Origin of the sequence: Mesorhizobium kowhaii (assembly GCF_003253745.1) — a bacterium.
Classification (GTDB): domain Bacteria; phylum Pseudomonadota; class Alphaproteobacteria; order Rhizobiales; family Rhizobiaceae; genus Mesorhizobium; species Mesorhizobium kowhaii.
Map to the genome: position 1 here is coordinate 70,204 of NZ_MZXV01000055.1, position 26,471 is coordinate 96,674.

Consider the following 26,471-nt stretch of genomic DNA (forward strand, 5'->3'; position numbering starts at 1 on the left):
CGGATAATTTGGCGCAAATTGCTTTCATTGATCAGGCCGGGTTTGACCCATTGCGTAGCCGGCCGCAAGCGAGAATTTTTAGAGATCGCTAATGTTCCGTCAAGCCCGACCTAAGCGTCAGCCCTTCTTTATCGCCTCTCTCCGCACATTAGCTGACTCGGACCGACCGGCTGTTTGTTGGCTTCCGGGAGTAATCTCCTCCGCCTGCTGTTCGATGTTTTTTTGTCGCCCATAGACAAGCCTAAACACAAGCGCGAAATACCCGACTTGCAACAAAACAGCGGCGATGACACCCCAGGCTACACCCTTCCAGATGGACCCCGTGTCGAGATAGGCCCAAGCCGCGACGACGACAGACGTCGTCAGCATTCCCACCAGAAACTGCGGAAAATACATCGCGCCAACCCACTTGCCGTTCCCCAACGGACCCCTTCAAAATCCCATTATTTTAGCAAGCGCGCAAGTATCACAGTCCGAGCTTGCGCAGCAGCTCGTCGACAAGCACGAGGAGGCCCGCCGCCCCATTTGCGAAGCGACGGGACCCACCCCAACCCACATACCCGTCATTGCAATTGCGGTGCCAAGCCTATTGACCCATTGCGGGGCACTTTAGGGCCTACGGGCTTCGCCAGCGCGAGCCAACATTAGGCGGGTCGCACCGGCCCTGTGCCGTTCCACGTAATGAACGGCGCATCCTTGCCGGTGATCTCCGGGATCGACCTTAGCAGCGCTTCGTGCGTGCCCTGGAGCGCTCGATAATGTTCGGAGGTTGGCGACAACAGCGGCTGCACGATACTCTTGTGCAGCCGTTCCGCTTCCACCAGGAACCGGTCGATTTCTGCCTGTGAGAGCTGCTTTGAGAGTTTGGTCCTAGCCATCGCGACACCTTTTGAAAGTCGCCCCACCCAAGGACAATAGTCCTATTCTAGTGCGGGCTTGTAAAGCTCTCCAGTCCGCCTATCCACCGGCCCGGTGCTGTATGGCGTGAAAAAACCCTTCGGTTCCGCGTCTTATTTTGCTGTTCGGTCAAGTAGGACAGCGAGCCCGCGAGACGCGGCCATCTCGATCACAAGTTCCTCGATATCAAGGTCGGTGAGCGCGGTTGTGTGCTCTTTGCGGATTTGCAGCACCGAATCCGCGAGCGAGACCGACGCCAGCTTTGCATGGTCGTCGAGCATCCGGCCAATGGCCAGCACCACGTCGGCATCGATGTTGCGTGGCAGTTCGCGCATCGTCCCCTTCCCCACAAAAAATATTGCGCAGAAGGAGAAAGTTGACAAGTCGACCTACTCAGACTGGTTTGCTGATCCCAGCTTCGTCGAGTTCCGCTTCCAGTTGGTCGCTTACCGGCTTGGTCTTGCCGCCGGTGAGAGCCTCGCCATCAAAACCCTGCAGCCAGGCGTCGGCGTATTCGTCCCAAGACTGTGGCACGGCGCGCTCCTTGCCGTCCTTGCGAGCCTGAGCACCGTACATCCACGCGTATGTGATGCGCTCCTGGTCCTTCTTAGCTACAGCCATCATCTACCTCCCGGAAATCCTGCAATGAGGCATGCCGCAAATCTTCCTCGCCGCGCAAGTGCTTCACGCGACCAATGATGCCCGGCTTGACCCATTGCGTCGCCGGCCGCTTCGATCCCTTCGGCGCCGGCGCGGCGTGATCCTGGACCTGCTTCCATAACCGTTCCCGGATGGCACGGTTTGCAGTGATGAAGGCCGAACCGACATATTTGCCCGTGCCAGGCTCGGCCATGAGAGCGAATGCTGGCTTGCCTGCCTCGCGCTCGATGCCCAGCAGCTCGAGCTCGCTCACCGTGTAGCACTTGATCTTCCACCAGGCGGTAGAGGGGCCGCTGCGATACCTGCTGTCGCGCCGCTTCGAGACCATCCCCTCGAGTCCGGCTTGGTCGATGACGTGGAAGATCGCCTTGGCGTCGCCGGGCAGCGCCTCGCTAAATTGGATGCGGCCGCCAGGCTCGATCAACCCCTGCAGGATCTCGCGGCGGTCCTCCAGCGGCATGTTGCGCAGATCGTATCGATTTTCAGCGGATAGGTGATCTCGGTCAGGCGAAATGGATGCATCTATTGAAACGGATTGTCTGCGGGCGGTTCGCCTGGGTTTGCTAAGAACCAGAGCCGTCTGTTGGCCATTCTCAAATTGATCTGCAGGTTTCGGATTTCAATAAACGTCATGTGGAAGCCCGCTGCAGCGGCAATTGCCGTGTACGTGTAGTGGCTCTCAAACTCCATAAAGTTGACGAATTGCGCTCCGCCGTAGAAGAACGCCAGCGGCCAGATATCCCTCGGCATGCGACCCCTTCCTGTCTTTGACGGAAGACTAGCCGCGATCTGGATCGCGATGCCACAGCTCAGTCGGCTAAGCCGGCGTCGTGATGCACGATGGCATCAAGGATCGCCTCGTAGACGCTGCTGGTGTCTTCCTCGATCTCGGTGCTGCCGATGCCGACCGCCTTGGCGTCGGCGAACAGCTTCTGAGTGAGTTCGGCAACCGAGATCATATCAGACCCGACCGTTTCGGGGACGTTGTTGGAAATCCATTTGTACAGAAAATCGGTGCCTCGCGCGCTCATGACGAAACAATTTCGCCGACCGGGTTAGGTTCCGTTCGATTTTAGACGGCCCGGCCTCCCATCTCATCCCAACAAGGGGTGCCGGGCCGCTAATCCAATTCCGTCATGGATCGAAGGCCCCGCCGTCCCGTTTGCGAGACGACGGTTCCTCCGCCCCAGCCCATGGGCACTAGCTCTCCCACAGGTAGGTGCTAATACCGAAACACGACCCCAGCACGCCTGCGGTAGCACCGGACGCGCCGGCGACCATGTCGCCAATAGCTATGGCAGACCCTTCTCCAACCCCGGCGGTAGTAGCGGCGATAGTAGCGGCGGTGGTAGCGCCGATAGTAGACCTGCTCCACTTCTGCCGGAGTACCTTCGTCGTCGAAGGTCTCGGCCTCTGGCGCCTCGAGTTCATCGAGAATGCCGCTTCCGGCGCCTGGAACGCCGGCCACCGCGTTGATAGGCCGAACTGCGGTTGCAAAGACCGCTGCCCCTGCAACGCCAAGCATTGCTGTCAAGAAGGATCGCCGATCCATAGAAAACCTCCCGCTCTCGCCTGCAGGAAGAGCAGGCATTTCCATGCAACGCATCTAGTCAGGCGTAGTTCCCGATCACGCCTTGCGGGTCTTCGCGCTTCATAATCTAATTGTTTGCATGGTTAATTTTGTCACGGTCAGCGCCCCTTCTTCACCTTCGGCGTGGTCTCTTCAACTCGCACTTTGTCTCCGATCTCCTTCGCCATCGCCAGCGCTTTGGCCTTGTCTTTGGTGGTCAGGACAGTGCGCCAATGTGGCTTCTTTAATACGCTCACCACGTAGGTTGTCACAGGCTTGTCGGCCATCTCTTCCCCTGGCAGTTAAAGCCCGCGCCTCGGCAGAGAGCGCGGGGGGAGAACGTGCATGGCTGATTTCAACGTCGGCTTCGTGATCTTCCCGGGGATCACCAACTCGACTTCACCGGTCCGTTTGAGGTTTTGAGCCGGCTGGGAACGCCGCCTTCGCTCTCGGCTCCCAGCAAATTTGCCCAATCCAAAGTCCACGTTATCGCAAAAACAGTGCTCCCGGTTGTGAGCGACCGCGGCCTCGGCATCTTACCGACCTGCACCTTCGAGAACTGTCCCCCACTCGACCTGATTTGCGTGCCCGGTCGCGGAGGCGTCGTGGAAGCCCCTCGCCGACGTCGAGACGGTCGACTTCATTCGCCGCCAAGGTAAGCGCGCAAAGTATGTAACCTATGTTTGCACGAGCGCCTTTCTGCTTGGTGCGGCCGGGTTGCTGAAGGGGCGTCGGGCTGCCACGCATTGGGCCTATGTCGACCTGCTCCCCTTGGTCGGCTCCAGTCACGAAAAGGGACGCATCGTGCGAGATGGCAATGTCTTCACGTCGGGTGGCGTTTCGGCAGGAATTGACTTCGCATTTGTGGATCGTCTTTGATTTTGATTGCATTAGCATTTTAGGAGCCCCTAATATCGAACTCGTTTGAATTCGGCGTTTTTTGGGGAGAAGTGTCATGCCTAAGGTTTCGGATCTCTTCTTTAAGACAGCTATTGTGTGGCTCATTTTGGGTATCGGCGCCGGCTTACAAATGGCGATCTCGGGCGACCACAGTGCCTTTCCGGCACATGCACACATCAATCTGCTCGGATGGGTCACAAGTGCAATCTTCGGCGGCTACTACGCCCTTAACCCGACAAAAGCAGCGCGGAAAATCGCGATGGTCCACTACGGCCTCTATACGATCGGGTTGGTGGTGATGCTGCCAGCACTGTATCTGATGCTCGCAGGCAATACGGCGCTTGAGCCGATCGTCGCTGGCGGCTCGCTGATCGTAGCTGCCGCTGTGCTGGTATTCGCTTTCGTGGTTTTCTCAACCGGAACAGTGCGAACAGTGTCGGATCTGTCGCCAGCCACACGCTGAAATCTACAGTTGAAAAGCAGCGGGCGCCGGAGCGGCCATCTCAGCATACGCCAGGGAATGACCGTATTTGGGCCGACAGCGGAATGGCGGCTTTTGGCGTCCGAAGAACGATAGCGGACGTTCAGCCCAGTGGGACCAAGGTCTGAAGCTGACCCTGGGCGGAAGGTCGGCCGATAGACTCCCGCAAGTGTCGCACGTACATTTGCTTTTTCGGTGTCCCTTGGATGCAGTCAGGTGCAAATGGCCGAAGAGCGCGTGCAGCGGCGCCTTGCCGCCATCCTTGCCGCCGACGTGGTCGGCTATAGCCGCCTTATGCAAGTGGACGAGGCCGGCACACTGGCGAGTCTCAAGGTGCGGCGAGGCGAGATACTAGGTCCACTCGTCAGGCAGCATCAGGGCAGAATTGTCAAAGTGATGGGCGACGGGGTGCTGGTCGAGTTCGCGAGTGCCGTCAACGCTGTCGCCTGCGCCGTCGAACTGCAGCAGGCAATGGCGAGCGCCAGCGACGGTTTACCGGAAGATCGTCGAATCGTACTGCGCGTCGGTGTCAATCTCGGTGATGTATTGGTGGAGGGAAGTGACCTCTATGGAGACGGCGTCAATATTGCCGCTCGGCTCCAGGCGTCGGCAGAACCCGGCACCGTTTTCGTATCCGAGACGGTGTTCAATCATGTTCGCGGCAAGGTCCAGGTCGGATTCGAGGACCTTGGCGAACACAGCCTCAAGAACATAGCGGAGCCGGTGCGGATATATAAGGTCTCGAGAGCAGCCGCTGTCGCCGGTGCTCCACGCCGGACCGACCGACCTTCAAAAATTTCCATCGCCGTGCTGCCCTTCACAAATCTTAGCGGCGATCCCGAGCAGGAATACTTCAGCGACGGCATTACCGAAGACATCATCACCGATCTTTCGAAGGTTTCTGCTGTTTCGGTCACCGCGCGGAACACAGTCTTCGCGTTCAAGGGCAAGGCAGTGGACGTGTCAAAGATAGCCGGACAGTTGAACGTCAGTCACGTCCTAGAGGGCAGCGTGCGCAATGCGGAAGGCCGCGTACGGATCAGCGCACAGCTGATTGATGGTAAAGTAGGCGATCATGTCTGGGCAGAGCGCTACGACCGCGACCTGAAAGACATCTTCGCGCTGCAGGATGATATCTCGCACTCAATCGTGGCGGCGCTGAAGGGCAAACTGCTCCCGGAGGAAAAGGAGGCGATCGAAACCCGCTCGACCCACAATCCGGAAGCCTACAAGCTCTATCTCTTAGCCCGTTATTATCAGAGGCAGCGCAGCACAAGAAATCTGCAGATAGCCATCCGGTTCTGCCATCGCGCACTGGATGTCGATCCCAACTATGCCCGAGCCTGGGGATTGGTTGCCCTATGCCAAGCCATGCTGAATATGACTGGAAGGTCGGAAGAGACTGGCCTATCCGCGGCCGAAAGAGCCCTCGCGCTCGATTCAGGTTTGGCTGAGGCTTACGCGGCCAAGGGACGGGCATTGGCGAAGCTTGGCCGCGTGAACGAAGCTCTCGCCGCACATGAGGAATCGCTCCGCCTCGAGCCTGACTCGAATGACGTGCGGCACAGTTTCGGCTTGACCTGCCAATTGCTCGGCCGTCATGAGGAAGCGATAGTACATATGGAGTGTGCGACACAGCTCCTCGATACGGACTACCTTTCTCCGGGCTTAATTTGCCAAAGTTACAATTCACTTGGTCGACACGATGAGGCCAGGTCTTCCGCGCGCCTGGAGCTGGAGCGTATCGAGAGGGAAATCTCGCTTCGACCGGACAATGCCAATGCAATGATACGGGGGGCTGTTGCATTGGCTCTGTTGGGAGAGAAAGAGCGCGCCAGAGAATGGGCGTCGCGCGGCCTGACCATTGAACCCGACGATCCGTCGGATCAGTACAATATAGCGTGTGCTTTCGTTTACATGAACGAGCCGGACCAAGCTGTTGATCACTTGGCGTCTTGTCTTCCGAGGATGTCGGCCGAGCTCATTCTGTGGGTGAAACAGGACAGCGATCTGATTCCGCTTCACGGTCATTCGCGCTTCCAAGCCCTGATTGCAACTGGAGAAGCAAGGCTGGCAGCGGCGCGAACCGAGCAGGCAGGCGAACACGCCTGAAATCTACTTAATCGCTACTCTTTCCGAAACGCTGTGTCGCCGTCGGCTCGAACGTCTCTCTTTGGCGCAAAGCTGCCGCTGCCTCTGCAATAGCAACGTCCGCTTTTGGTTAATGGACGGAGCCGTGGGAATGACTGTCATGCGGCGCAAAGCTGCCGTTCCGTCAAAGAGCTACACTGAAAAATACGAGTCAAAGGTGACTCTTTCCGGCGGACGATCGATGCTGACGTTGTGGCTAATTAAACGGCGCCATGATCGAGGGTCGGAAGGCCCGTAAAACGACACCAGCGGTCATCCCTGACGCGGTGATGAAATGACGTGGATGGGGCCAATATCGGCAGTCTCTTCCCAAGCGGATAGTACGAGAAAGCTGGCCTGTCGAATTACCCAGGTTGCACATTCAGAAAGCTGACATCCCCGCTCGAACAGTCCATGTGTACCATGTCGCGCTGAGGATGCAGCACCTCCGCCGTGCCCTTGACGGGATTGGTCTTGCCGATCACTACGGTGAGGACGCCCGCGTCATCGATCGCCAAGCTGAAGGGTGATCGCCCTCCCTACAGCTGCTTGTGCGATCAGCTCTGACTTGCCGTTAAATATCATGAAGAATTTCACTGTGTCTGGCTCGTCCGGATAGATCGACGCACGAACACCGTTGCAAAAACAGTCGGCGTTCGTCGGGAGCTTGGAGTCGGTGAACGCAATGTGCGCCACAGGACTCCAGTGGTCACCGAACTGTCCGCTGTGAAACTGGATTCGCCCGGTCAGAGAATGCACCCCAGGTGAAATCGATTGCCGATTTGCGGAATATCGGCCGTTTTCTACGTTGTATCGCCACGTCTCCTGGTCTTGCCCGAACGCAGGCGAGCAAACGGCCGCACCCGCAATAGCAGCGAAAATGGCGGTGAGAAAAGCCCTAGTCTTCATGCATCGAAGATCGCATGAATGCCTTTCCCATGCGTTGCACTGACTATGAGAATTGGGCTTTAGCTGGATACGTTTCATTCACGGCGACTCATGCTGACATTGTGGCATATTAAACGGCGCGTCATGATCGCGGCCCAGAACGGCGGGTAAAGCACCACAAGCTGACCCTCGACCTGTCGCTTGCGAATGGCATCTTCTGGCCAGAAACCGGCCCCCCGGACCTCGCGCCGTTCATAACCACACACCTGCGTCCTGCATACCGCTTGTTGCGGCTCGCCTAGGAGCATAGCCTGTGGGATTTCAAGGGAAGGGTCAGAGCGTCAAAAAGTCAGGATTTCGGCGATAACGGGCAAGATCGCTCTGCAAACCGAAACGGATCGCTTAGCTTATATTCGAGCGATTAAATCAATTTGAAAGGTCGTGTCATGAGGCTTGGGTTTGTTGGCACAGGCACAATTTCGTCAGCTGTCATCGCAGGTTTGATGCAGTCAGACCTCAAGATCGAGCAGATCACTGTCTCTCCCCGCAATTCCGAAACTGCGGCCAAACTCGCCGAACGCTATTCGCGCGTCTCCATTGGACGTGACAACCAGGATGTCGTGGACACATCTCAAGTCGTGTTTTTGGCCGTCAGATCCCAGGTTGCGGAGGCGATCATCAAAGAAATCCGCTTCCGGCCAGAGCAACATATCGTCAGCTTCATCCCGGTGTTTTCCATCGAGACAATTTCCGAATGGATTGGGGTGCCGGCGAAGCTCACGCGAGCGGTGCCACTTCCTTTTGTGGCGCAGGGGATGGGCGCGACGGCATTCTATCCGTCGGACGAAACGATTTCCGCGGTCTTCGCCGAGCTTGGCACCGCTGTTGCCGTCACCGACCTGCAAGAATATGAGGTGCTGACAACCAAGCGGTGCTCTCATGGGCACCTATTTTGGCATTCTTGAGAATGCTGAGTTGTGGCTGACCGGGAACGGCGTTCCATCCGCTCAGGCTCATGCATATCTACGGCAATTGTTTGCAGGCCTCGCCCATGCAACATCGTCGTCACCGCATTCCTCCTTTTCGGAACTGAGAACCGAGTTCTCAACAAAGGGCGGTTTGAATGAGCAGCTCTTCGCGGATTTTCAGAAGGCCGGCGGCACGACTGCGCTGACGAACGCGTTGACTGTCGCCCTGGAGCGCATGCAAGGAAAGGTGAAGCGAGAGCAGTGACTTGTCTGTAATCAGGCTGCGGATAGGGTCCTGGAGCAGACTTTTGCGGCGTCTCGGAATTCAGGATTCGCGACAGTTCGCTCCCGATCAATGTGGACGACTGTCGCTTTGTCAGGCTGTGATCCGCAAATGGGTGGTGGGCAACGCATCGACGATCTGAAACGATTCTACTCCGCCATTATCGGCCTCATCGAGGCGATCCCCGTCGCGGAAGCCGGCTGATCGATCCTGCTGACATGTGGCTATTAAACGGCGAGCGATGATCGAGGCGCGGAAAGGCCGCTGAGGGCCGGAAGCTGACCGACTGGTTTTAGGTCAAGGTGCGAAGAAGCGGACACTCCGCCTACGACCCCATCTCGGACGTATTCCCTATCTGCAATAGCTCCGAAAGCCGGCGCTCAGGTGCATCACCAAAGCGGCCGCGCTGCGTGACGAACGGACGTTGCAGGTCACCAAACTTGACGCTGGGCTGGCCAAAGCCGACACTGAGCAGAGAAAAACAGGAGCACCCAGTGGGAGGGCTCGACTCCGACTCTGAGATGACGATCAGCTCGCTCCGATCCGAGTTGACAGCGGCGCGCGAAGAAAATCAGGTACGCTCCGCGGAGGTCGCCAATCTCCTTGAACAGCAGAATGCGACGAGTGCGATCCTCAGGGTGATCGCCGCATCGCCGACCGACATCCAACCCGTCCTGCAGGTCGTGGCGGAGAGTGCTGCGCGCTTTTGCGACACCTACGACGCCGGCATTTTCCTAGCGCGAGACGGGACACTATTCCCCAAAGCGCACTACGGCCCCATCGCCTTCGACTTCGAACCGATGCCGATCGCACGCGATTGGGTCTGCGGTCGCGCCTTCGCCGACTGCAAGACTGTGCATGTCAACGACATAGCGGTTGCAGGTGCGGAGTTTCCTGTCAGCCAAACACTTGCCGAAAGGCTTGGCCACCGCACGATGCTCGCAACACCTCTCATGCGTGACACCGAGGCGATCGGCGCGCTCGTCATCAGGCGCATAGAGGTCAAGCCTTTCAGCGAGAAGCAGATCAAGCTGCTCAAGATTTTCGCCGACCAGGCGGTCATCGCCATCGAGAATGTGCGCCTGTTCGACGAGGTGCAGGCGCGCACCCGGGATCTCGGCGAGGCGCTGGAGCAGCAGACCGCGACCGCCGATGTGCTCAAGGCAATCAGCCGGTCGGCCTTCGATCTCCAACCGGTACTGCAGACGCTGGTCGACTCGGCAATACGCCTGGCCGGGGCGGACATGGGCGCAATCACGTTGCGCGTTGGCGATACGTTGCGGTTCATGGCAGGCGGCGGGCAAGCTGCTGAGCTGCATGCATACGAACGAGCCAACCCGCATGTCGTGGGACGAGGGACGTTCCAGGGCCGCGCCGCGCTGGAGGGATTGACGATCCACGTGGCGGACGCGCTTGAAGACCCGGAATACGAAAGGCCGGAAGCGGCAGTCATGGGCAGTTTCCGCGGAGTACTTTCTGTTCCGCTGAAGCGGGGTCAGGAGACCATCGGCGTATTCGGCATGGCGCGGCGGACGATCGGGCTATTTTCACCGCGTCAAGTCGAACTGGTCGAGAGCTTCGCCGACCAGGCCGTGATCGCCATCGAGAATGCCCGGCTGATCGAGAAAGTCGAGGGGCACAATCGTGAACTGGCCGAGTCGCTGGATCAGCAGACGGCGACGGCCGAAGTGTTGAAGACGATCAGCAGTTCGGTGTTCGATCTCGATTCCGTGCTGCATACGCTTGTGAAGTCCGCGTCCGACCTCTGTCATTCCGGGATGGGCTACATCTATCTGCGCCAGGGCGACGTGTTGCAGCCGACGGTACAGATCGGATGGAGCCAAGAATTCCAGGACCACATGAACAACCTCCCGGTCACGCCGGGCCGGGGCAGCATCGCCGCCCGCGTTGCCCAGAGCGGGTCCGTAGAGCAGATTGCCGACGTTCTCGACGATCCGGAGTATACCAACATCGAAGGCCAACGGCTCGGCGGCTTCCGCACCCTGCTGGGCGTTCCGCTGATGCGTGACGGCGCCGTGACCGGCGTCTTCGTCCTCGCCCGCTCGTCGGTCTCGCCGTTCAGTACGCGCGAAATCGAACTGGTGCAGACATTTTCGGATCAGGCGGTCATCGCGATCGAGAACGTGCGGCTGTTCGAAGAGGTGGAGTCCCGCAACCGCGACCTAGCCGAGTCGCTGGAACAGCAGATGGCCACCGGCGCGATTTTGCAAGTGATCGCCGGGTCTCCTACGGACATTCAGCCTGTGCTGGACGCCGTCGCTGAAAGAGCCGCTCGGCTCTGCGACGCCTATGACGCAACGATCTATCTGCTGCGCTCCGACAGGCTGGCTGTGGGAGCGCATCACGGACCGATTCCGATTGACGGCACTGGCTTGCCGGTCGCGCGCGACATCGTTACCGGCCGCGCCGTATTGGATCGGGTGCCGGTCCACGTTCACGACTTGACCATCGCTGGAGAGGAGTTTGCAACTGGCCGAATGATGGCTCAACTTCTTGGTTTTCGCGCGATTCTCGCCACTCCGCTGTTGCAGGAAGGAAAAGCAATCGGAGCGCTTATGATCCGGCGCATCGAGGCGCGGCCCTTTAGCGACAACCAAATCGGCCTCCTCAAAACTTTCGCCAACCAGGCCGTCATCGCAATCGGCAATGTGCGGCTCTTCGAGGAGGTGCAGGCGCGCACCGCCGAGCTTGGCGAAGCATTACAGCAGCAGACGGCGACGGCCGACGTCCTGAAGGCGATCAGCCGCTCGACGTTCGACCTACGGGCAGTGCTCGACGCTCTGGCCGAATCGGTGACCCGGCTGTGCGAAGCGGACAACGCCTCGATCGTGCGTGAGACGGACGGCAAATTCGTCGAGGCTGCGAGTTACGGCTATCCGGCCGAGCTCGAGGAATATTTCAGCGGCTTTGTGCACGTCCCGGGGCGCGGCACCGGGGTCGGCCGAGTCCTGCTCGAAGGCAAGGCCGTCCAGATTCCGGACGTGCTGGCTGACGCCGACTACACGCTGTGGGAAGGACAGCGGCTCGGCGGCTACCGCACGGTGCTGGCCGTGCCGCTGCTGCGCGAGGGGGTTCCAATCGGCGTTTTCTCGCTCACCCGCTCGACGGTGCGGCCCTTCACCGAAAGGCAGATCGAACTTGTCGAAACCTTTGCCGACCAGGCAGTGATCGCCATCGAAAATGTCCGCTTGTTCGACGAGGTGCAGGCGCGGACGGCCGAACTTGGAGAGGCGCTGCGGCAACAGACGGCAACGGCGGATGTTCTGAAGGCGATCAGCCGTTCCACATTCGACCTGCAGCCGGTTCTCGACACACTGGTGGATTCGGCTGCAAAGCTCTGCGATGCCAGCCAATGCGTGATTTACTTGCGGGAGGGCGACATGCTGCGTGCCGGCGCTACTGTCGGTGCCAACCCGCAGGAAGCGAGTATCATCAGGAACCAGCTTCTTGCGTTCGATCGCAAGACCATCTCGGGTCGGGTCGCACTTTCGGGTCGCGTTCAGAACAACCCGGATGTGCTGTCCGATCCTGAATACGATTTCCCGACCCTGGACGAACACGGCACGGTCCGCGCAGCGCTCGGCGTGCCATTGCTCAGGGATGGGAAGGTAGACGGAGTGTTCTTCATCGGCCGCACTGAGGCCGGCCTGTTCACGGAACGACAGAGTGAGCTCGTGCAGACCTTTGCCGACCAAGCAGTGATCGCCATCGAAAATGTCCGCTTGTTCGACGAGGTACAGGCCCGCACGGCGGAATTGAGCGAGTCGCTGCAGCAGCAGACGGCGACGGCCGATGTGCTGAAGGCGATCAGCCGCTCTACGTTCGACCTGCAGCCGGTTCTCGACACGCTGGTGGAATCAGCGGCCAAGCTGTGCGACGCGGACACGAGCGTCATCTTCAAGCGCGACGGCGATCTCTACCGGTGGTCGGCCGAGTACGGCAATTTGCCTGAAGCCGCGGTTTTCGCCAAAGCCAATCCCTTCGCCGCCAGTCGCGACAGCGTCACCGGAAGGGTGGCCCTCGAAGCCCGCGCCGTCCACGTTTCGGACGTGCTCGCCGACCCGGACTACGGGGCAACGCAGCTTCAGAAGCTCGGCGGCTACCGGACCATTCTATGCGTTCCGATCTTGCGCGAAGGCGCGCCGGTAGGCGTGTTCGCGCTGACGCGGTCACAGGTGCGGGACTTCACGCCGAGGCAGATCGAGCTCGTCGAGACGTTTGCCGACCAGTCCGGCATAGCGATCGAGAACGTCCGGCTGTTTGACGAGGTGCAGGCGCGTACCCGCGAATTGTCACGCTCGCTCGAAGATCTGAGGACCGCGCAGGACCGCCTCGTGCAAACGGAGAAGCTCGCCTCACTCGGCCAGTTGACCGCCGGTATCGCCCACGAGATCAAGAACCCGCTCAACTTCATCAACAACTTCTCAGCGCTCTCCGGCGAACTCATCGATGATTTGAGCAGTGTGCTGGCCGGAGCGCCTTTGGAGGCATCCGTGCGCGAAGAGGTCGCCGAGCTGACAGGCATGCTCAAGAGCAATCTCGACAAGGTGGTCCAGCACGGCAAGCGGGCCGATTCCATCGTCAGGAACATGCTGCTGCATTCGCGCGCGGGCTCAGGAGAGCATCGTCCGATCGACATTAATGCCGTCGTGGAGGAGAGCCTGAACCTTGCCTATCACGGGGCGCGCGCCGAAAAGCCGGGATTCAACGTCACGCTGACGCGGAATTTCGACCCGCAGGCGGGGGATGTCGATCTCTACCCGCAGGAGATCACGCGGGTGCTTCTCAACCTCATCTCCAACGGCTTTTATGCAACGGCCAAGCGCAGCGCCGCGGCGAATGGCGCGGGCTATGAGCCGACGCTCTCCGCTACCACCAGGAGTCTCGGCGACTGTGTCGAAATCAGGATCCGCGACAACGGCACCGGCATTCCGCCAGAGGTGAAGGAGAAGATGTTCAATCCATTCTTCACGACCAAGCCAGCCGGCGAGGGCACTGGGCTCGGCCTGTCGCTCAGCCACGACATCGTCGTCAAACAGCATGCCGGCACGATCGACGTCGACAGCCAGCCAGGCGAGTTCACCGAGTTCCGGATTGTGCTGCCGCGCGCTGCGGCCTCGCTCGCAAAATCGGGAGGTGAAGTATGAGCCTCCTCATCCTGGTCGTCGACGACGAGCCCGACGTCGAGCCGCTGTTTCGCCAGCAGTTCCGCCGCGACATCCGAGCCAGCCGCTTCACCATGGAGTTCGCGCAATCGGCGGTGGATGCGTTGGAGCAGATCGACCACGCCGAAGGGGTGACACTGATCCTGGTGCTGTCCGACATCAACATGCCCGGCATGAGCGGGCTCGAGCTGCTGCCGAAGATCAAGGTGCAGCGGCCCGACGTCCCGGTCATCATGATCACCGCCTATGGCGACGCCGAAACCAAGCGCAAGGCGTTGGAGAACGGCGCCGAAGCGCTGCTGACCAAGCCGATCGACTTTGCGGCGCTCAGGCAACAGATCGAAACGCGGCTGGGAATGGTGGCGTGACGGCGCGCATCCTTGTGGTCGACGACGAGCCCGACCTTGAGGTCTTGATCGTCCAGAAGTTCCGGCGTCAGATCCGCGACGGCGCGGTCATTTTCCTGTTTGCCAGCGATGGTGTGGACGCCCTGTCCGTCATCGACGGCAACAGCGACATCGACATGGTGCTGTGCGACATCAACATGCCCCGTATGGACGGCCTGTCGCTGCTGGAGAAGCTGCAGCAGGCCGAGGGGCAGCAGCTTTCGACGGTCATCGTCTCCGCTTACGGTGACATGGCCAACATCCGCACTGCGATGAACCGCGGCGCCTTCGACTTCATCACTAAGCCGATCGACTTTGCCGACCTGGAGACCACGATCGCCAAGACCTTGAAGCATCGCGAGGTGCTGCACGAGGCGCATCGGCGGCAAGCGGTCGCGGAGCGCGCGCATGCATCGCTGTCGCGCTACTTCTCGCCCAATCTGGCCGAGCGGCTGGCTGGCGACGCCGACGGGTTGGCGCTAGCCGGGCAGTGGCGCGAGGTCGCCTCGCTGTTCACCGACATTACCAGCTTCACCACGCTGGTGGAAACGATCGACCCTGCCACGCTAGGCGCGCTCCTCAATGACTATTTGGCCGGCATGACCGACGTCGTGTTCGCGCATGAAGGCACCGTCGCCAAGATCGTCGGCGATGCGCTGCATGTGCTGTTCGGCGCGCCTGGCGAGCAGCAGGACCATGCGGCGCGCGCGGTTGCGTGCGCGCTCGAGCTCGACGCGCTGTCGCAATCGTTCCGCGATAGCTGGCGCGACAAGGGCGTCGCGGTCGGTACGACGCGCATCGGCGTCCATGCAGGTCCGGCGCTGGTCGGAAATTTCGGCGGAGGCCGCTTCTTCGACTACACGGCCTATGGCGACACCATCAATATCGCGGCGCGGCTGGAAAGCGCCAACAAGCAGCTGGGCACGCGTATCTGCGTCAGCGGGAGCGCGGCTGCAAGGGTCGACGGCTTCCGCGGACGGCCGGTCGGCGATCTGATGCTGCGCGGCAGGGCCGAGGCGCTGCGCGCGTTCGAGCCTTTGTCGTCAAAGCAGTATGATGATCCTTCGACGGCGAGCTATCTCGAAGCCTTCGGCAGATTGGAGGCCGGCGATGCAAACGCGCTTACGGCTTTCGCCGCGCTGATCGGCAAATGCCCGGACGACCAGCTCGCCAGCTTCCATCTCAAGCGGCTGCTCAACGGCGCCAAGGGAACGCGGATCAGCCTCGACTGATCTTTGCGCCTGTCGCGACCGCGACCGTCAAGCCTCGTCGCCGTCAATGTCTGCTTTCACGAGGTGGCAAAGGTGCCCTCAACGGCCGACAAGGGGCGCGCACCAGACATTCATTAGCTGACCTTCCGCAGCTGACCTTCTGCGCGCCGATCGTCTCACTCCTTCCACATCGTCGATCGGAGAACAGCCGGCATATGCTCTGCGAGGTCGAGTTCGCCGCGCGCCTCAATCTCTAAAAGATATCCGGCCTTGGCCACGCGATCCCCTTCACCAAGAAGGACCGGGACGTCAAGAAGTCAGTGACGCCACCAAAGCGCGCGGTCGATCGGTCCTACATCGACGCGTTTAGGGAGCAAAGTGACGACCCGCGTCTCAGCGCCCTAATGCTGTTCATTTTCCAGACGGGCGCGCGTGTTTCCGACGCGCTCGACCTGGAAGACAATTCTCCGGACATCGACCTAGTCAACCGCAAGGTCATCTTCCGCGACATGAAGAACGGTGAGGACGGCGAAGCTGACCTCACCATCGAAATGGTCTACGAGATCCAGACGCTGCGAGAGTGGAAGCAACGCAGGGCTGAGGAGTGGCTGGAAGCGAGGCGGCTTTGGGGCAAGCACCGCAAGCGCCAGGACGATACCGGGCGCGGCGGCAAGAAGCCGAACGGCCGGCTATTCGGTTTCATCGGCCGCGCGTCGATCTGCCGGGACATCTGGCGAATGGTGACAACGCAACCAAACTGGTTCCGAGACCTTACACCAGTCGAAAACCGAAGGCGGGTTAAGTGGCTGATTTGGCGGCGGAAAAGGGTGTAACCGAATGGGCACCGCTCCCTTACCAAGGGGGTGCTCTACCACTGAGCTACCGCAGCCGCCGATGGCGGGGCTTCTGCCATATCGAACCGGCAAGCGCAAGGCCAAGTGCAACGCTTCTGTGAAAGCCTTTGCCGGATCGCTTTTGATGACATGGCGGCGCCACAATGTTGGCTATCCCTGATTGGCGGGTTGGCTGGTCGCCAGCCGGGACGGGACGATGAACGACAAGACAATTCCAGTGAAAAAGGGCGGCACGAACCGCAAGGACCGGCTCGCAGAGCAATTGCGGGCCAATCTGCAGAAGCGCAAGGCGCAGTCGCGCTCGCGGCGCACCGGGGACGCTGACAAGCAGCGCACCGGGGACGCCGACCAGCAGCCGGACAGGCTCGGCGCGGCAAAGGAAATACAAAAAGATTAACTCAAATCGGCCACTCTTGGCTCGGATACCAGGAAATCCTATTTCTTGAACCAAGCCGGTCAATGGTCTAGACGGGCCGATACTCAACCGATTGAACCGGCCTTTTTGGCCGAGAGGGACGTTCTTCCATGGATCGCATCAGAATTGTCGGCGGCAACAAGCTTGCCGGAAGCATCCCGATCTCGGGCGCGAAAAACGCGGCCCTGCCGCTGATGATCGCCTCGCTTCTGACCGACGACACGCTGACGCTGGAAAACGTGCCGCATCTGGCCGATGTCGAGCAGCTGATCCGCATCCTCGGCAATCACGGCGTCGACTATTCGGTCAATGGCCGCCGCGAGAAGCAGAATGAGGGCTATTCGCGCACCATCAATTTCTCGGCCCGCAACATCGTCGACACCACGGCCCCTTACGAGCTGGTGTCGAAGATGCGCGCGTCGTTCTGGGTGATCGGCCCGCTGCTTGCCCGCATGGGCGAAGCCAAGGTGTCGCTGCCGGGCGGTTGCGCCATTGGCACGCGCCCGGTCGATCTGTTCCTCGAGGGCCTGCAGGTGCTGGGCGCCAATATCGACGTCGACACCGGCTATGTCATCGCCAAGACCCGGAATGGCCGGCTTGTCGGCAACCGCTACGTGTTCCCGAAGGTCTCGGTCGGCGCCACCCACGTGCTGATGATGGCAGCGTCGCTGGCCAAGGGCGAGACGGTGCTCGAAAATGCCGCCTGCGAGCCCGAGATCGTCAATCTCGCCGAGTGCCTCAATGCCATGGGCGCGAAGATTTCCGGCGCCGGCACGCCAACCATCACCATCGATGGCGTCGAATCGCTGTCGGGCGCCCGCGTTCGCGTCATTCCCGACCGCATCGAGACCGGCACCTATGCCATGGCCGTCGCCATGACCGGCGGCGACGTCGTGCTTGAAGGCGCACGCCCCGATCTGCTGCAGACCGCGCTCGACGTGATCGCCCAGACCGGCGCCGAGATCACGCCGACCAATTCCGGCATCCGCGTCAGGCGCAACGGCGCCGGCATTTCGCCGGTCGACGTGACGACGGCACCGTTCCCGGCCTTCCCGACCGATCTGCAGGCGCAGTTCATGGGCCTGATGACCATGGCCAAGGGCAAGTCGCGCATCACCGAGACGATCTTCGAAAACCGCTTCATGCATGTGCAGGAGCTGGCCCGGCTCGGCGCCCACATCACGCTTTCCGGCCAGACGGCGATCGTCGACGGCGTGCCGAAGCTGAAGGGCGCGCCGGTCATGGCGACCGATCTGCGCGCCTCTGTCTCGCTGGTCATTGCCGGCCTGGCGGCCGAAGGCGAGACCACGGTCAACCGCGTCTACCATCTCGACCGCGGCTTCGAACGGCTGGAAGAAAAGCTGTCCAACTGCGGCGCAGTGATCGAGCGGATTTCCGCTTAGGCCAATCGCCAGGCCTAGCGGCGCGGTTGCGCGGACGGGAAAGACCGCCTGGAGCCTGTTTCATCTCGATTGGGATCGAGATGAGGCTCCAGATTCCTGTTTGAGCATGATCTTTTCCGAAAACCGGTTTCCACTTTTCGGGATCATGCTCTAACAGAAGGCTGAACAATCAACCTTCAGGTGCGAAATCCGCATGACCGCCCTTAAGCTTATCGCACTCGACGATCAGGATCTGAGCATCGTTTCGGCCCATGTCCAGGACGCCGTACTGAAAGTCAGTGACCTCGAATTCCTGCCTTCGGCCAAGCGTTTCGTGCTGACCATGAACCGCTTCGTCTGGGAGGCCAAATCAAGCCTGTTTCGCCAGCACAATGAGCGGCGGCAGGCGGTGCTGCATTTCGACCGCGTGCTTGGCGCCAAGACCAATGGCATCGCCCGCGACAAGCCGGCCGAAATCCTGTCGCTGCTGGCGGTCAGTTTCATCGAGATCAGCAAGCCGGCCGGCATCGTCGAGCTGATCTTTTCGGGCGGCGGCACCATCATGCTCGATGTCGAGTGCATCGAGGCCCGCCTTGCCGACATCGGCGGCGCGTGGGAAGCCACCTCGCGCCCTGTCCACAAGGCTTGAGCGTCCGATGGCCATCACGCTTCGTCAGTCCGATGCCGATTTCGAGCAGCGTTTCGCCGCCTTCCTTTTGACCAAGCGCGAGGTGTCGGCCGATGTCGATGCCGCGGTGCGCGACATCATTGCGCGCGTGCGCGCCGAGGGCGATGCGGCGCTGATCGACTACACCCGGAAATTCGACCATGCCGACCTCGAAAGTCTCGGCATTGCCGTATCAAAGGACGACATCGCCCGGGCTTACAAGGCCGCCGACCCAAAGACGATCGAGGCGCTGGAATTCGCACGCGACCGTATCCGCTCGCATCATGAGCGGCAGCGGCCCAGGGATGATCGCTATACGGATGCCGCCGGCGTCGAGCTCGGCTGGCGCTGGACGGCGATCGAGGCGGTCGGGCTCTATGTGCCGGGCGGCACGGCGAGCTATCCAAGCTCGGTGCTGATGAACGCCATACCGGCCGGGGTGGCCGGCGTCGAGCGCGTCGTCATGGTGGTGCCGGCACCCGGCGGCATCATCAATCCGCTGGTGCTGGTGGCGGCCGATATATCAGGCGTGTCGGAGATCTATCGCGTCGGTGGCGCGCAGGCGATCGCCGCCCTTGCCTACGGAACCGAGACCATAAAGCCCGTCGCCAAGATCGTCGGCCCGGGCAATGCCTATGTCGCGGCAGCCAAGCGCCAGGTGTTCGGCACCGTTGGCATCGACATGATCGCTGGCCCCTCGGAAGTGCTTGTGGTGGCCGACGGCAGCAACGATCCGGACTGGATCGCCGCCGACCTGCTGGCCCAGGCCGAGCACGATGCGTCGGCGCAGTCGATCCTGGTCACCGACGATCCGGCCTTCGGTCGTGCTGTCGAACAAGCCGTGGAACGCCAGTTGCAGAGCCTGCCGCGTGCCGAGACGGCAGCGGCCAGCTGGCGCGATTTCGGCGCGGTGATCGAGGTCGCCACGATCGTCGCCGCGCTGCCGCTGGTCGATCGCATCGCCGCCGAACATGTCGAACTCGCCATCGACGATGCCGAGGGTTTTCTGGCGCGGATGCGCAATGCCGGTGCTGTGTTTCTCGGCCGCCACACGCCGGAAGCCATCGGCGACTATGTCGGCGGCTCCAACCACGTGCTGCCGACGGCACGATCGGCGCGCTTCTCGTCGGGGCTTTCGGTCCTCGATTTCGTCAAGCGCACCTCGATCCTGAAGCTTGGACCGGAGCAGCTGCGGCTTCTGGCGCCGGCGGCGATCGCGCTGGCCAAGGCTGAAGGCCTTGACGCGCACGGACGCTCCGTCGCCATACGGCTGAACATGTAGGCCAATATGTCGGACTACGATCGAACCCGCGCCAAGCTGATCGATGTCGAACTCGACGAATCGATCGGCCGTTCGACGCCCGATGTCGAGCATGAACGCGCGGTGGCGATCTTCGACCTGATCGAGGAGAACAGCTTTCAACCCGTCAACGACGGAGGCGCCGGCCCCTACCGGCTGAAACTGTCGCTGGCCGAGCAACGCCTGGTCTTTGCCGTGGCGCGCGAGGACGGTGCTGCCGTTGTCACCCACATCCTGTCGCTGACGCCGCTCAGGCGCATCGTCAAGGACTACTACCTGATCTGCGAAAGCTATTACGACGCCATTCGTTCTTCGACGCCGAGCCACATCGAGGCGATCGACATGGGCCGCCGCGGCCTGCACAATGAGGGTTCGCAAACGCTGATGGACCGGCTCTCCGGCAAGATCGAGATCGATTTCGATACGGCGCGCCGGCTGTTCACGCTGGTCTGCGTGCTGCACTGGCGGGGCTAGCCCTGACACCCGGCGCCCTGCCCCGCTCGATCCTGTTCCTGTGCGGCATGAACGCCGTGCGCTCGCCAATGGCAGAGCTGCTGGCGCGGCGGGCGCTTCCGGCCACCATCTTCGTCGCCTCGGCCGGCGTTCGCGCCGGCGAGCGCGATCCGTTCGTCGATGCGGTGATGGCCGAGGAAGGCCTGTCGCTGGGCGAGCGCCATCCAAGGACGATGGACGATCTCGAGGACGACTATTTCGACCTGATCGTCACGCTGGCGCCGGAAGCGCATCACGCCGCGCTCGAACTCACCCGCTCGCTCGCCGTCGAGGTCGAATATTGGCCGACGCCGGACCCGACCAATGCCGGCGGCACGCGCGAACATATCATGGCCGCCTATCGCGATGTGCGCGAGCGGCTGAAAGCGCGGATCAGCCGCCGTTTCGCCGCTCCGGTGGCTGCCGATTAAGCGTGTTCACAAGCGGGCGATTATCATATAGGTTCCGCCGAAATTCCGGCCAGGCGCTGGAACTACCATCCAAGCAAAGGTATCGAATGCCGAAGGAAGAAGTCCTCGAGTTTCCGGGTGTCGTGACGGAATTGTTGCCCAACGCGATGTTCAGGGTGAAACTCGAAAACGAACACGAGATCATCGCCCACACGGCCGGCCGCATGCGCAAGAACCGCATCCGCGTGCTGACCGGCGACAAGGTTCTGGTCGAGATGACGCCATACGACCTGACCAAGGGCCGCATCACCTATCGTTTCAAGTAAGCAAAGCGCGACTGGTCCGCGATGAGCATTTTGCAGAAGCTGGTGCTTGCCTCGGGTTCGCCGCGCCGGATCGAGCTGTTGCAGCAGGCCGGCATCGAGCCGGACCGCGTGCTGCCTGCCGATGTCGACGAGACGCCGCTGCGTGCCGAGCATCCGCGCTCGCTGGCCAAGCGGCTGTCGAAGGAAAAGGCCGAGAAGGCGTTCGCGTCGCTGAAGGCTGAGGCCGACTATGCGCCTGGCTTCGTGCTGGCCGCCGATACGGTGGTCGCCGTCGGGCGGCGCATTCTGCCCAAGGCCGAAACCCTCGACGACGCCGCCAACTGCCTTGGGCTGCTGTCCGGCCGTTCGCACAGGGTCTATTCCGGCATCTGCCTGATCACGCCGGGCGGCAAACTGCGCCAACGGCTGGTCGAGACGCGGGTGCGCTTCAAGCGGCTGCCGCGCGAGGAAATCGACGCCTATGTGGCCTCAGGCGAATGGCGCGGCAAGGCCGGCGGCTATGCCGTACAGGGTCTCGCCGGCGCCTTCGTCGTCAAGCTGGTCGGCTCCTACACCAACATCGTCGGCCTGCCGCTCTATGAGACGGTGGCGCTGCTTTCCGGCGAAGGCTTCAAGGTGCATGGCGGTTGGCTGGCGGGTGCACGGCCGTGAATTCCGACTCCAAAGTCACGCCACTGCGGCCGAAGCGGCCCTGCCCCGAATGCGGCAAGCCGTCGGCGCGCGACACCTTTCCGTTCTGCTCGACGCGCTGCAAGGACATCGACCTCAACCGCTGGCTCAAGGGCGCCTATGTCATCTCCGCCCGCGACAACGAGGAAGAGCCGGACAACGACGGTCCGAAATAAGGCGGCGCCGCCGGTCAGGCGGCCTCGGTCTTGCGCCCCACGCGTGCCCAAGCCGGCAGCCAGTCGCCATGAGCGGCGAGAAGATCGTCGACCAGTGACCATATCTGGTCGAGATCAAGCTCGGCGGCGGTGTGCGGGTCCATCATCGCCGCATGGTAGATGTGCTCGCGGTTCTCTGTCATCAGCGCGCGCACCGTCAGTTCCTGCACGTTGATGTTGGTGCGGATCAGCGCCGTCAATTGCGGCGGCAGGTCGCCGATGTAAGTCGGCTGGATGCCGGAGGCGTCGACCAGGCACGGCACTTCGGCAGCGCAATCCCGGGGCAGCGAGGTGATGCAGCCATTGTTGCGGACATTGCCGTAGATCACCGAGGGTTCGCCTGTCCACACCGAATTCATGATCGAGGAGGCATATTCCTTCGACTCCTCGACCTCGATGCGCTGGGCCGAGCGGTAGGCCTGCGCCTGGTCTTTCCAGCGCTCGATCTGCTCGATGCAGCGTTTGGGATATTCGTCGAGCGGAATGCCGTATTTCTCGATCAAGTCGGGGCGGCCTTCCTTGATGAAATAGGGCGTGTATTCGGCGAAATGCTCCGAGCTCTCGGTGACGAAATAGCCCAGCCGCGTCAGCATCTCGTAACGCACCTTGTTGGGGCAGCGCGGATTCCAGCCGGGCTTGGGAGCGCGACCTTCGCGATAGGCGCGCACGAGATCGGGATAGAGGTCGCGGTAGGAACCGTCCGGCTGGCGATGCTCGAATTTCAGGTAAAAGGCCATGTGGTTGATGCCGGCCGAGCGATAGCGGATCTCTTCGTAGGGAAGGTCGAGGTCATGCGCCAGTTCCATCGCCGTGCCCTGCACCGAGTGGCAGAGGCCGACCTGCCTGATCTCAGGGTATTTCTCTGATATCGCCCAGGTGTTGATCGCCATCGGGTTGACGTATTGCAGCATGATCGCCTGCGGGCAGACGGCGAGCATGTCCTCGCAGATGTTCCACAGATGCGGCACGGTCCTCAAGCCGCGCATGATGCCGCCGACGCCGAGCGTGTCGGCGATCGTCTGGCGCAGGCCGTATTTCTTCGGCACTTCGAAGTCGGTGACCGTGCAGGGCTCATAGCCACCGATCTGGAAGGCGACGACGACGAAGTCGGCGCCCGCCAGCGCCTTGCGCTGGTCGGAATGGGTCTCAGCCTTCGCCTTGACGCCGATCGTCGCGATCAGCTTGTTGACGACGATGGCGCTCTCTTCCAGCCGCTGCGGATTGATGTCCATCAGCGCGATCGTCGCACCCGAAAGCGACGGGCGCTGCAGCACGTCGCCGACAATGTTCTTCATGAACACCGTCGAGCCGGCGCCGATGAAAGTGATCTTGGGATTTCTTGCCACGCTAACCTCCGGCATATGTTCAGGCCACATCGAAAGCGGCCCTGACGAGCCGTTCGGTGTAGGCGGTCTTGGGATTGGACAGGACGTCGTCGACGGGGCCCTGTTCGACGATCTTGCCGTGCTGCATGACGATGACGCGGTGGCACAGCGCGCGCACCACCTTGAGGTCGTGCGAGATGAAGAGGTAGCTCAAGCCCCGCTCGTCCTGCAGCTTGCGCAAGAGGTCGATGATCTGCGCCTGGACGGAGAGGTCGAGCGCCGAGGTCGGCTCGTCGAGCAGGATGAATTCGGGCTCCAGGGCGATGGCGCGGGCGATCGCGACGCGTTGGCGCTGGCCGCCCGAGAATTCGTGCGGAAACCGCGACAGTATATCGCCGGGCATGCCGGCGCTGACCAGCGCCTCGCGCACCCGTTCGACCCGCTCGCGCCGCGTCGCTCCGATGCTGTTGACGATCAGCCCTTCCTCGATGATCTGCCCGATCGTCATGCGCGGGTTGAGCGAAGAGAACGGGTCCTGGAAGACGATCTGCATGCGCGAGCGCAGCGGCCGCATCTCGGCTCGCGACAGGCCGTGGATCGGCTTGCCGTCGAAACGGATCTCGCCGCGCTTGGCGTCGATCAACCGGAGCAAGGCCTGGCCGAAGGTGGTCTTGCCGGAGCCGGACTCGCCGACCAGCCCAAGCGTCTCATGGCGGCAAAGTTTGAGGCCGAGATCGTCGACCGCGACCAGTTCGCGCCAGTCCGGTTTCAGGAAGCTGCCGTGGCGCAGCATGAATGAGACGCGCACGCCGCTCGCCTCGAGAATGGTGCCGCAGCCATCGGGGAGCGGTTTTGGCCGCCCGCGCGGCTCGGAGGCAAGCAGCCGCCGCGTATAGGGATGCTGCGGATCGGCGAAAAGCCGTTCGGTGACATTGTGCTCGCACATTTCGCCATGCTGCATGACATAGACGTAGTCGGAGAACTGGCGCACCACGGTCAGGTCGTGGGTGATCAGGATCACCGCCATGCGCAGCTCCTTCTGCAGGCTGCGGATCAGGTTCAGGATCTGCGCCTGGACGGTGACGTCGAGCGCCGTGGTCGGCTCATCGGCAATCAGCACATCGGGATTGTTGGCCAGCGCCATGGCGATCATCACCCGCTGGCGTTGCCCGCCCGAGAGCTGGTGCGGGTATTGCCTGAGCCGCGCGACGGGGTCGGGGATCTGCACGTGCTGCAGAAGCTCGAGTGCCCGCGCCTGCGCCTGCCGGCGGCCAATATTGCGGTGCACCCTGATCGCCTCGACGATCTGGCTGCCAACCGTATAGATCGGGTTGAGCGAGCTCATCGGCTCCTGGAAGATCATCGAGATGCGGTTGCCGCGCAATTTGCGCCGGGCACTCTCGGGGAATTTCAGGATGTCTTGCCCGTCGTAGCAGACGCTCGACCCGGGCGACACCGTGGCGCGCCGCGACAGCAGTCCCATGACGGTGCGCGCCGTCACCGACTTGCCGGAACCGGATTCGCCGACGATCGCGATCGTCTCGCCGCGATAGAGCTGGAACGAGATGTCCTTGACCGCTTCGACGACGCCATGCTCGACCTTGAAGGCCACGGCGACATTGCGGGCGTCGATGATGGGCTGGTCCTGGCGTCCGTCATGGTCGTGACGGACGATGGGCGCGAAGGATTCGGCGAGCGCGACGGTCATCTCTGCCACCTCAATAGGGGTCGACGGCGTCGCGCAAGCCGTCGCCCAGCGCGTTGAAGGCAAAGACGGTGGCGAGCACGAAACCGACCGGCGACAGGATCCAGGGATAGGTGCCGATGACGGAATAGGTCGCGGTGTCCTGCAGCATCAGGCCCCACGAGATCAGCGGCGGCTTGACGGCGAAGCCGAGGAAACCGAGGAAGGATTCGAGCAACACCACCGTCGGGATCGCAAGCGTCACGGCGACGATCACATGGCTCATCACATTGGGGAAGATGTGCTGCATGATGATGCGCCGGTCGGTGGCGCCAACGGCCATGGCGGCGCGCACATACTCGATGCGCGCCAGGGCCAGCGTCTTGCCGCGCACCTCGCGCGACATCTGCGCCCAGCCCAATGCCGACATGACGATAATAACGAAAGCGAGAAAGACGTTGGTGGGGGCGGTAACCGGGATCAATGTCGTCAGCGCCAGGTAAAGGGGTAGCTGCGGGAAGGCGAGCACCAGGTCGACGAAGCGCTGCATCCAGATATCGAACCGGCCGCCGAAATAGCCAGAGACCATGCCGACGGTGGTGCCGATGACGGTGATGATGAAGACGACCGTCAGCGCGATCATCAGCGAGACCCGCGAGCCATGGATGGCGCGCGACAGTACATCGCGGCCGAACTTGTCGGTGCCGAGGAAATGCACCGGCTGGCCGTCCAGCGAGCCGAACAGATGCCGGTCCGCCGGCAACAGACCGAAGAGCTTGTAGGGCGCGCCATGCGCGAAGAACCCAAGCAGCCTTGGATGGTCATAGTCGGGACCGACGACGGGCTGGAAGGTGACTGGATCGAGGTCAGCCGAATCGGCCAGCGCGTAGACCCTCGGCCGGGCGACGAAATTGCCGTTCTTGTCGTGGAAAGCAGGCATCTGCGGCGGAGCGAAGCCGACATCCGTAACCTTCGGGTCCATCGGCGCCAGGAACTCGGCGAATACGGCCATGACCAGCAAAAGCACGACGAGGCAAAGCCCGGCCATGCCGGTCCAGGAGCGCTTCAGCCGGCGCCAGACCAGCGCGATGTAGCTCTCATTGCCGCGCTGCGGCTTGCTGATGGCTCCCTCGGCGGGCAGCGGCGGTGGCAGATTGTCGAGAGCCAGCATC

Annotated in this window: 29 protein-coding genes and 1 pseudogene; 18 read left to right on the forward strand and 12 right to left on the reverse strand. The window is 61.5% G+C overall.

Features of this window, described 5'->3' with window-relative positions; genetic code table 11:
- Nucleotides 1–117 precede the first annotated feature (117 nt).
- From B5V02_RS25145 to B5V02_RS40805, 8 genes are all read right to left on the reverse strand, one after another.
- Nucleotides 118–396, reverse strand: coding sequence for an exopolysaccharide production repressor protein (locus B5V02_RS25145; RefSeq protein WP_111546821.1), 279 nt, complete (start codon nt 394–396; stop codon nt 118–120).
- Nucleotides 397–644: 248 nt separating this feature from the next.
- Nucleotides 645–878 (reverse strand): hypothetical protein, encoded by a 234-nt coding sequence (locus B5V02_RS25150; RefSeq protein WP_111546759.1) that lies wholly within the window; start codon nt 876–878, stop codon nt 645–647.
- Between the two features lie 132 nt (nt 879–1,010).
- Nucleotides 1,011–1,232, reverse strand: a complete 222-nt coding sequence (locus tag B5V02_RS25155) for a hypothetical protein (protein WP_111542766.1) — start codon at nt 1,230–1,232, stop codon at nt 1,011–1,013.
- Nucleotides 1,233–1,290: 58 nt separating this feature from the next.
- Nucleotides 1,291–1,521 carry a hypothetical protein gene (locus B5V02_RS25160; RefSeq protein WP_245446176.1) on the reverse strand — a complete coding sequence of 77 codons (231 nt, stop codon included), beginning with the start codon at nt 1,519–1,521 and terminating at the stop codon, nt 1,291–1,293.
- The gene (locus tag B5V02_RS25165) at nt 1,505–2,131 is read right to left on the reverse strand and encodes an ATP-dependent DNA ligase (RefSeq protein ID WP_342633881.1); all 627 of its coding nucleotides are present in this window, start codon (nt 2,129–2,131) and stop codon (nt 1,505–1,507) included. The genes B5V02_RS25160 and B5V02_RS25165 overlap by 17 nt, the downstream gene beginning before the upstream one ends.
- A complete protein-coding gene (locus B5V02_RS25170) occupies nt 2,080–2,307 on the reverse strand; it encodes a hypothetical protein (RefSeq protein WP_111546761.1) in 228 nt (75 codons plus the stop codon). Before B5V02_RS25170 ends, B5V02_RS25165 begins: the two co-directional genes overlap by 52 nt.
- A gap of 59 nt (nt 2,308–2,366) precedes the next feature.
- Nucleotides 2,367–2,588, reverse strand: coding sequence for a DUF768 domain-containing protein (locus tag B5V02_RS25175; RefSeq protein WP_111546762.1), 222 nt, complete (start codon nt 2,586–2,588; stop codon nt 2,367–2,369).
- 658 nt (nt 2,589–3,246) lie between these two features.
- Nucleotides 3,247–3,414 carry a hypothetical protein gene (locus B5V02_RS40805; protein ID WP_167458658.1) on the reverse strand — a complete coding sequence of 56 codons (168 nt, stop codon included), beginning with the start codon at nt 3,412–3,414 and terminating at the stop codon, nt 3,247–3,249.
- Between the two features lie 352 nt (nt 3,415–3,766).
- Between B5V02_RS40805 and B5V02_RS41895 the strand changes: the two are divergent.
- The 3 genes and pseudogenes from B5V02_RS41895 to B5V02_RS25195 all read left to right on the forward strand — a co-directional run.
- A pseudogene (locus tag B5V02_RS41895) lies at nt 3,767–4,006 on the forward strand (DJ-1/PfpI family protein); the annotation flags it as partial.
- A 76-nt stretch (nt 4,007–4,082) separates the two neighbouring features.
- Entirely contained in the window at nt 4,083–4,490 is a 408-nt protein-coding gene (locus tag B5V02_RS25190; protein WP_111546764.1) for a heme-copper oxidase family protein, read from the forward strand.
- 240 nt (nt 4,491–4,730) lie between these two features.
- Entirely contained in the window at nt 4,731–6,620 is a 1,890-nt protein-coding gene (locus B5V02_RS25195) for an adenylate/guanylate cyclase domain-containing protein (RefSeq protein ID WP_111546765.1), read from the forward strand.
- A 522-nt stretch (nt 6,621–7,142) separates the two neighbouring features.
- Here the strand turns inward: B5V02_RS25195 and B5V02_RS25200 are convergent.
- Complete coding sequence (locus B5V02_RS25200) at nt 7,143–7,625, reverse strand: hypothetical protein (protein ID WP_146606150.1); 483 nt, start codon at nt 7,623–7,625, stop codon at nt 7,143–7,145.
- 347 nt (nt 7,626–7,972) lie between these two features.
- Between B5V02_RS25200 and B5V02_RS25205 the strand changes: the two genes are divergently transcribed.
- The 15 genes from B5V02_RS25205 (at nt 7,973) to yacG (ending at nt 22,251) form a co-directional block, all read left to right on the forward strand.
- Nucleotides 7,973–8,491 carry an NAD(P)-binding domain-containing protein gene (locus B5V02_RS25205; RefSeq protein ID WP_111546767.1) on the forward strand — a complete coding sequence of 173 codons (519 nt, stop codon included), beginning with the start codon at nt 7,973–7,975 and terminating at the stop codon, nt 8,489–8,491.
- The gene (locus tag B5V02_RS25210) at nt 8,466–8,759 is read left to right on the forward strand and encodes a pyrroline-5-carboxylate reductase dimerization domain-containing protein (protein ID WP_111546768.1); all 294 of its coding nucleotides are present in this window, start codon (nt 8,466–8,468) and stop codon (nt 8,757–8,759) included. Before B5V02_RS25205 ends, B5V02_RS25210 begins: the two co-directional genes overlap by 26 nt.
- A 539-nt stretch (nt 8,760–9,298) precedes the next feature.
- A complete protein-coding gene (locus tag B5V02_RS25215; protein ID WP_111546769.1) occupies nt 9,299–13,945 on the forward strand; it encodes a GAF domain-containing protein in 4,647 nt (1,548 codons plus the stop codon).
- Nucleotides 13,942–14,331, forward strand: a complete 390-nt coding sequence (locus tag B5V02_RS25220; protein ID WP_111546770.1) for a response regulator — start codon at nt 13,942–13,944, stop codon at nt 14,329–14,331. Before B5V02_RS25215 ends, B5V02_RS25220 begins: the two co-directional genes overlap by 4 nt.
- Entirely contained in the window at nt 14,328–15,581 is a 1,254-nt protein-coding gene (locus tag B5V02_RS25225; RefSeq protein WP_111546771.1) for an adenylate/guanylate cyclase domain-containing protein, read from the forward strand. Before B5V02_RS25220 ends, B5V02_RS25225 begins: the two co-directional genes overlap by 4 nt.
- Before the next feature lie 299 nt (nt 15,582–15,880).
- Entirely contained in the window at nt 15,881–16,393 is a 513-nt protein-coding gene (locus B5V02_RS25230; protein ID WP_146606151.1) for a site-specific integrase, read from the forward strand.
- A 217-nt stretch (nt 16,394–16,610) separates the two neighbouring features.
- On the forward strand, nt 16,611–16,811 hold the full coding sequence (locus B5V02_RS25235; RefSeq protein ID WP_111546773.1) for a hypothetical protein: 201 nt from the start codon (nt 16,611–16,613) through the stop codon (nt 16,809–16,811).
- Between the two features lie 128 nt (nt 16,812–16,939).
- Nucleotides 16,940–18,232, forward strand: coding sequence for a UDP-N-acetylglucosamine 1-carboxyvinyltransferase (gene murA, locus B5V02_RS25240; RefSeq protein WP_111546774.1), 1,293 nt, complete (start codon nt 16,940–16,942; stop codon nt 18,230–18,232).
- A gap of 193 nt (nt 18,233–18,425) precedes the next feature.
- Nucleotides 18,426–18,860, forward strand: coding sequence for a DUF2948 family protein (locus tag B5V02_RS25245; RefSeq protein WP_111546775.1), 435 nt, complete (start codon nt 18,426–18,428; stop codon nt 18,858–18,860).
- A 7-nt stretch (nt 18,861–18,867) separates the two neighbouring features.
- Nucleotides 18,868–20,160 carry a histidinol dehydrogenase gene (gene hisD, locus B5V02_RS25250; RefSeq protein WP_111546776.1) on the forward strand — a complete coding sequence of 431 codons (1,293 nt, stop codon included), beginning with the start codon at nt 18,868–18,870 and terminating at the stop codon, nt 20,158–20,160.
- Nucleotides 20,161–20,166: 6 nt separating this feature from the next.
- Nucleotides 20,167–20,652, forward strand: a complete 486-nt coding sequence (locus tag B5V02_RS25255; RefSeq protein WP_111546777.1) for a UPF0262 family protein — start codon at nt 20,167–20,169, stop codon at nt 20,650–20,652.
- Complete coding sequence (locus tag B5V02_RS25260) at nt 20,640–21,101, forward strand: arsenate-mycothiol transferase ArsC (RefSeq protein WP_111546778.1); 462 nt, start codon at nt 20,640–20,642, stop codon at nt 21,099–21,101. The genes B5V02_RS25255 and B5V02_RS25260 overlap by 13 nt, the downstream gene beginning before the upstream one ends.
- Nucleotides 21,102–21,187: 86 nt before the next feature.
- The gene (infA, locus tag B5V02_RS25265) at nt 21,188–21,406 is read left to right on the forward strand and encodes a translation initiation factor IF-1 (RefSeq protein WP_006200926.1); all 219 of its coding nucleotides are present in this window, start codon (nt 21,188–21,190) and stop codon (nt 21,404–21,406) included.
- Nucleotides 21,407–21,427: 21 nt separating this feature from the next.
- Nucleotides 21,428–22,057 carry a Maf-like protein gene (locus B5V02_RS25270; protein WP_111546779.1) on the forward strand — a complete coding sequence of 210 codons (630 nt, stop codon included), beginning with the start codon at nt 21,428–21,430 and terminating at the stop codon, nt 22,055–22,057.
- Nucleotides 22,054–22,251, forward strand: a complete 198-nt coding sequence (gene yacG, locus B5V02_RS25275; protein WP_111546780.1) for a DNA gyrase inhibitor YacG — start codon at nt 22,054–22,056, stop codon at nt 22,249–22,251. Before B5V02_RS25270 ends, yacG begins: the two co-directional genes overlap by 4 nt.
- 14 nt (nt 22,252–22,265) lie before the next feature.
- On the opposite strand, the gene melA is transcribed toward yacG, so the two are convergent.
- From melA to B5V02_RS25290, 3 genes are read right to left on the reverse strand one after another with little or no spacing between them, the layout of a single operon-like run.
- Nucleotides 22,266–23,636 carry an alpha-glucosidase/alpha-galactosidase gene (gene melA, locus B5V02_RS25280; protein ID WP_111546822.1) on the reverse strand — a complete coding sequence of 457 codons (1,371 nt, stop codon included), beginning with the start codon at nt 23,634–23,636 and terminating at the stop codon, nt 22,266–22,268.
- A gap of 19 nt (nt 23,637–23,655) precedes the next feature.
- Nucleotides 23,656–25,323, reverse strand: coding sequence for an ABC transporter ATP-binding protein (locus B5V02_RS25285; protein ID WP_111546823.1), 1,668 nt, complete (start codon nt 25,321–25,323; stop codon nt 23,656–23,658).
- A 10-nt stretch (nt 25,324–25,333) separates the two neighbouring features.
- Nucleotides 25,334–26,470, reverse strand: a complete 1,137-nt coding sequence (locus B5V02_RS25290; RefSeq protein WP_111546781.1) for an ABC transporter permease — start codon at nt 26,468–26,470, stop codon at nt 25,334–25,336.
- Nucleotide 26,471 lies beyond the last annotated feature (1 nt).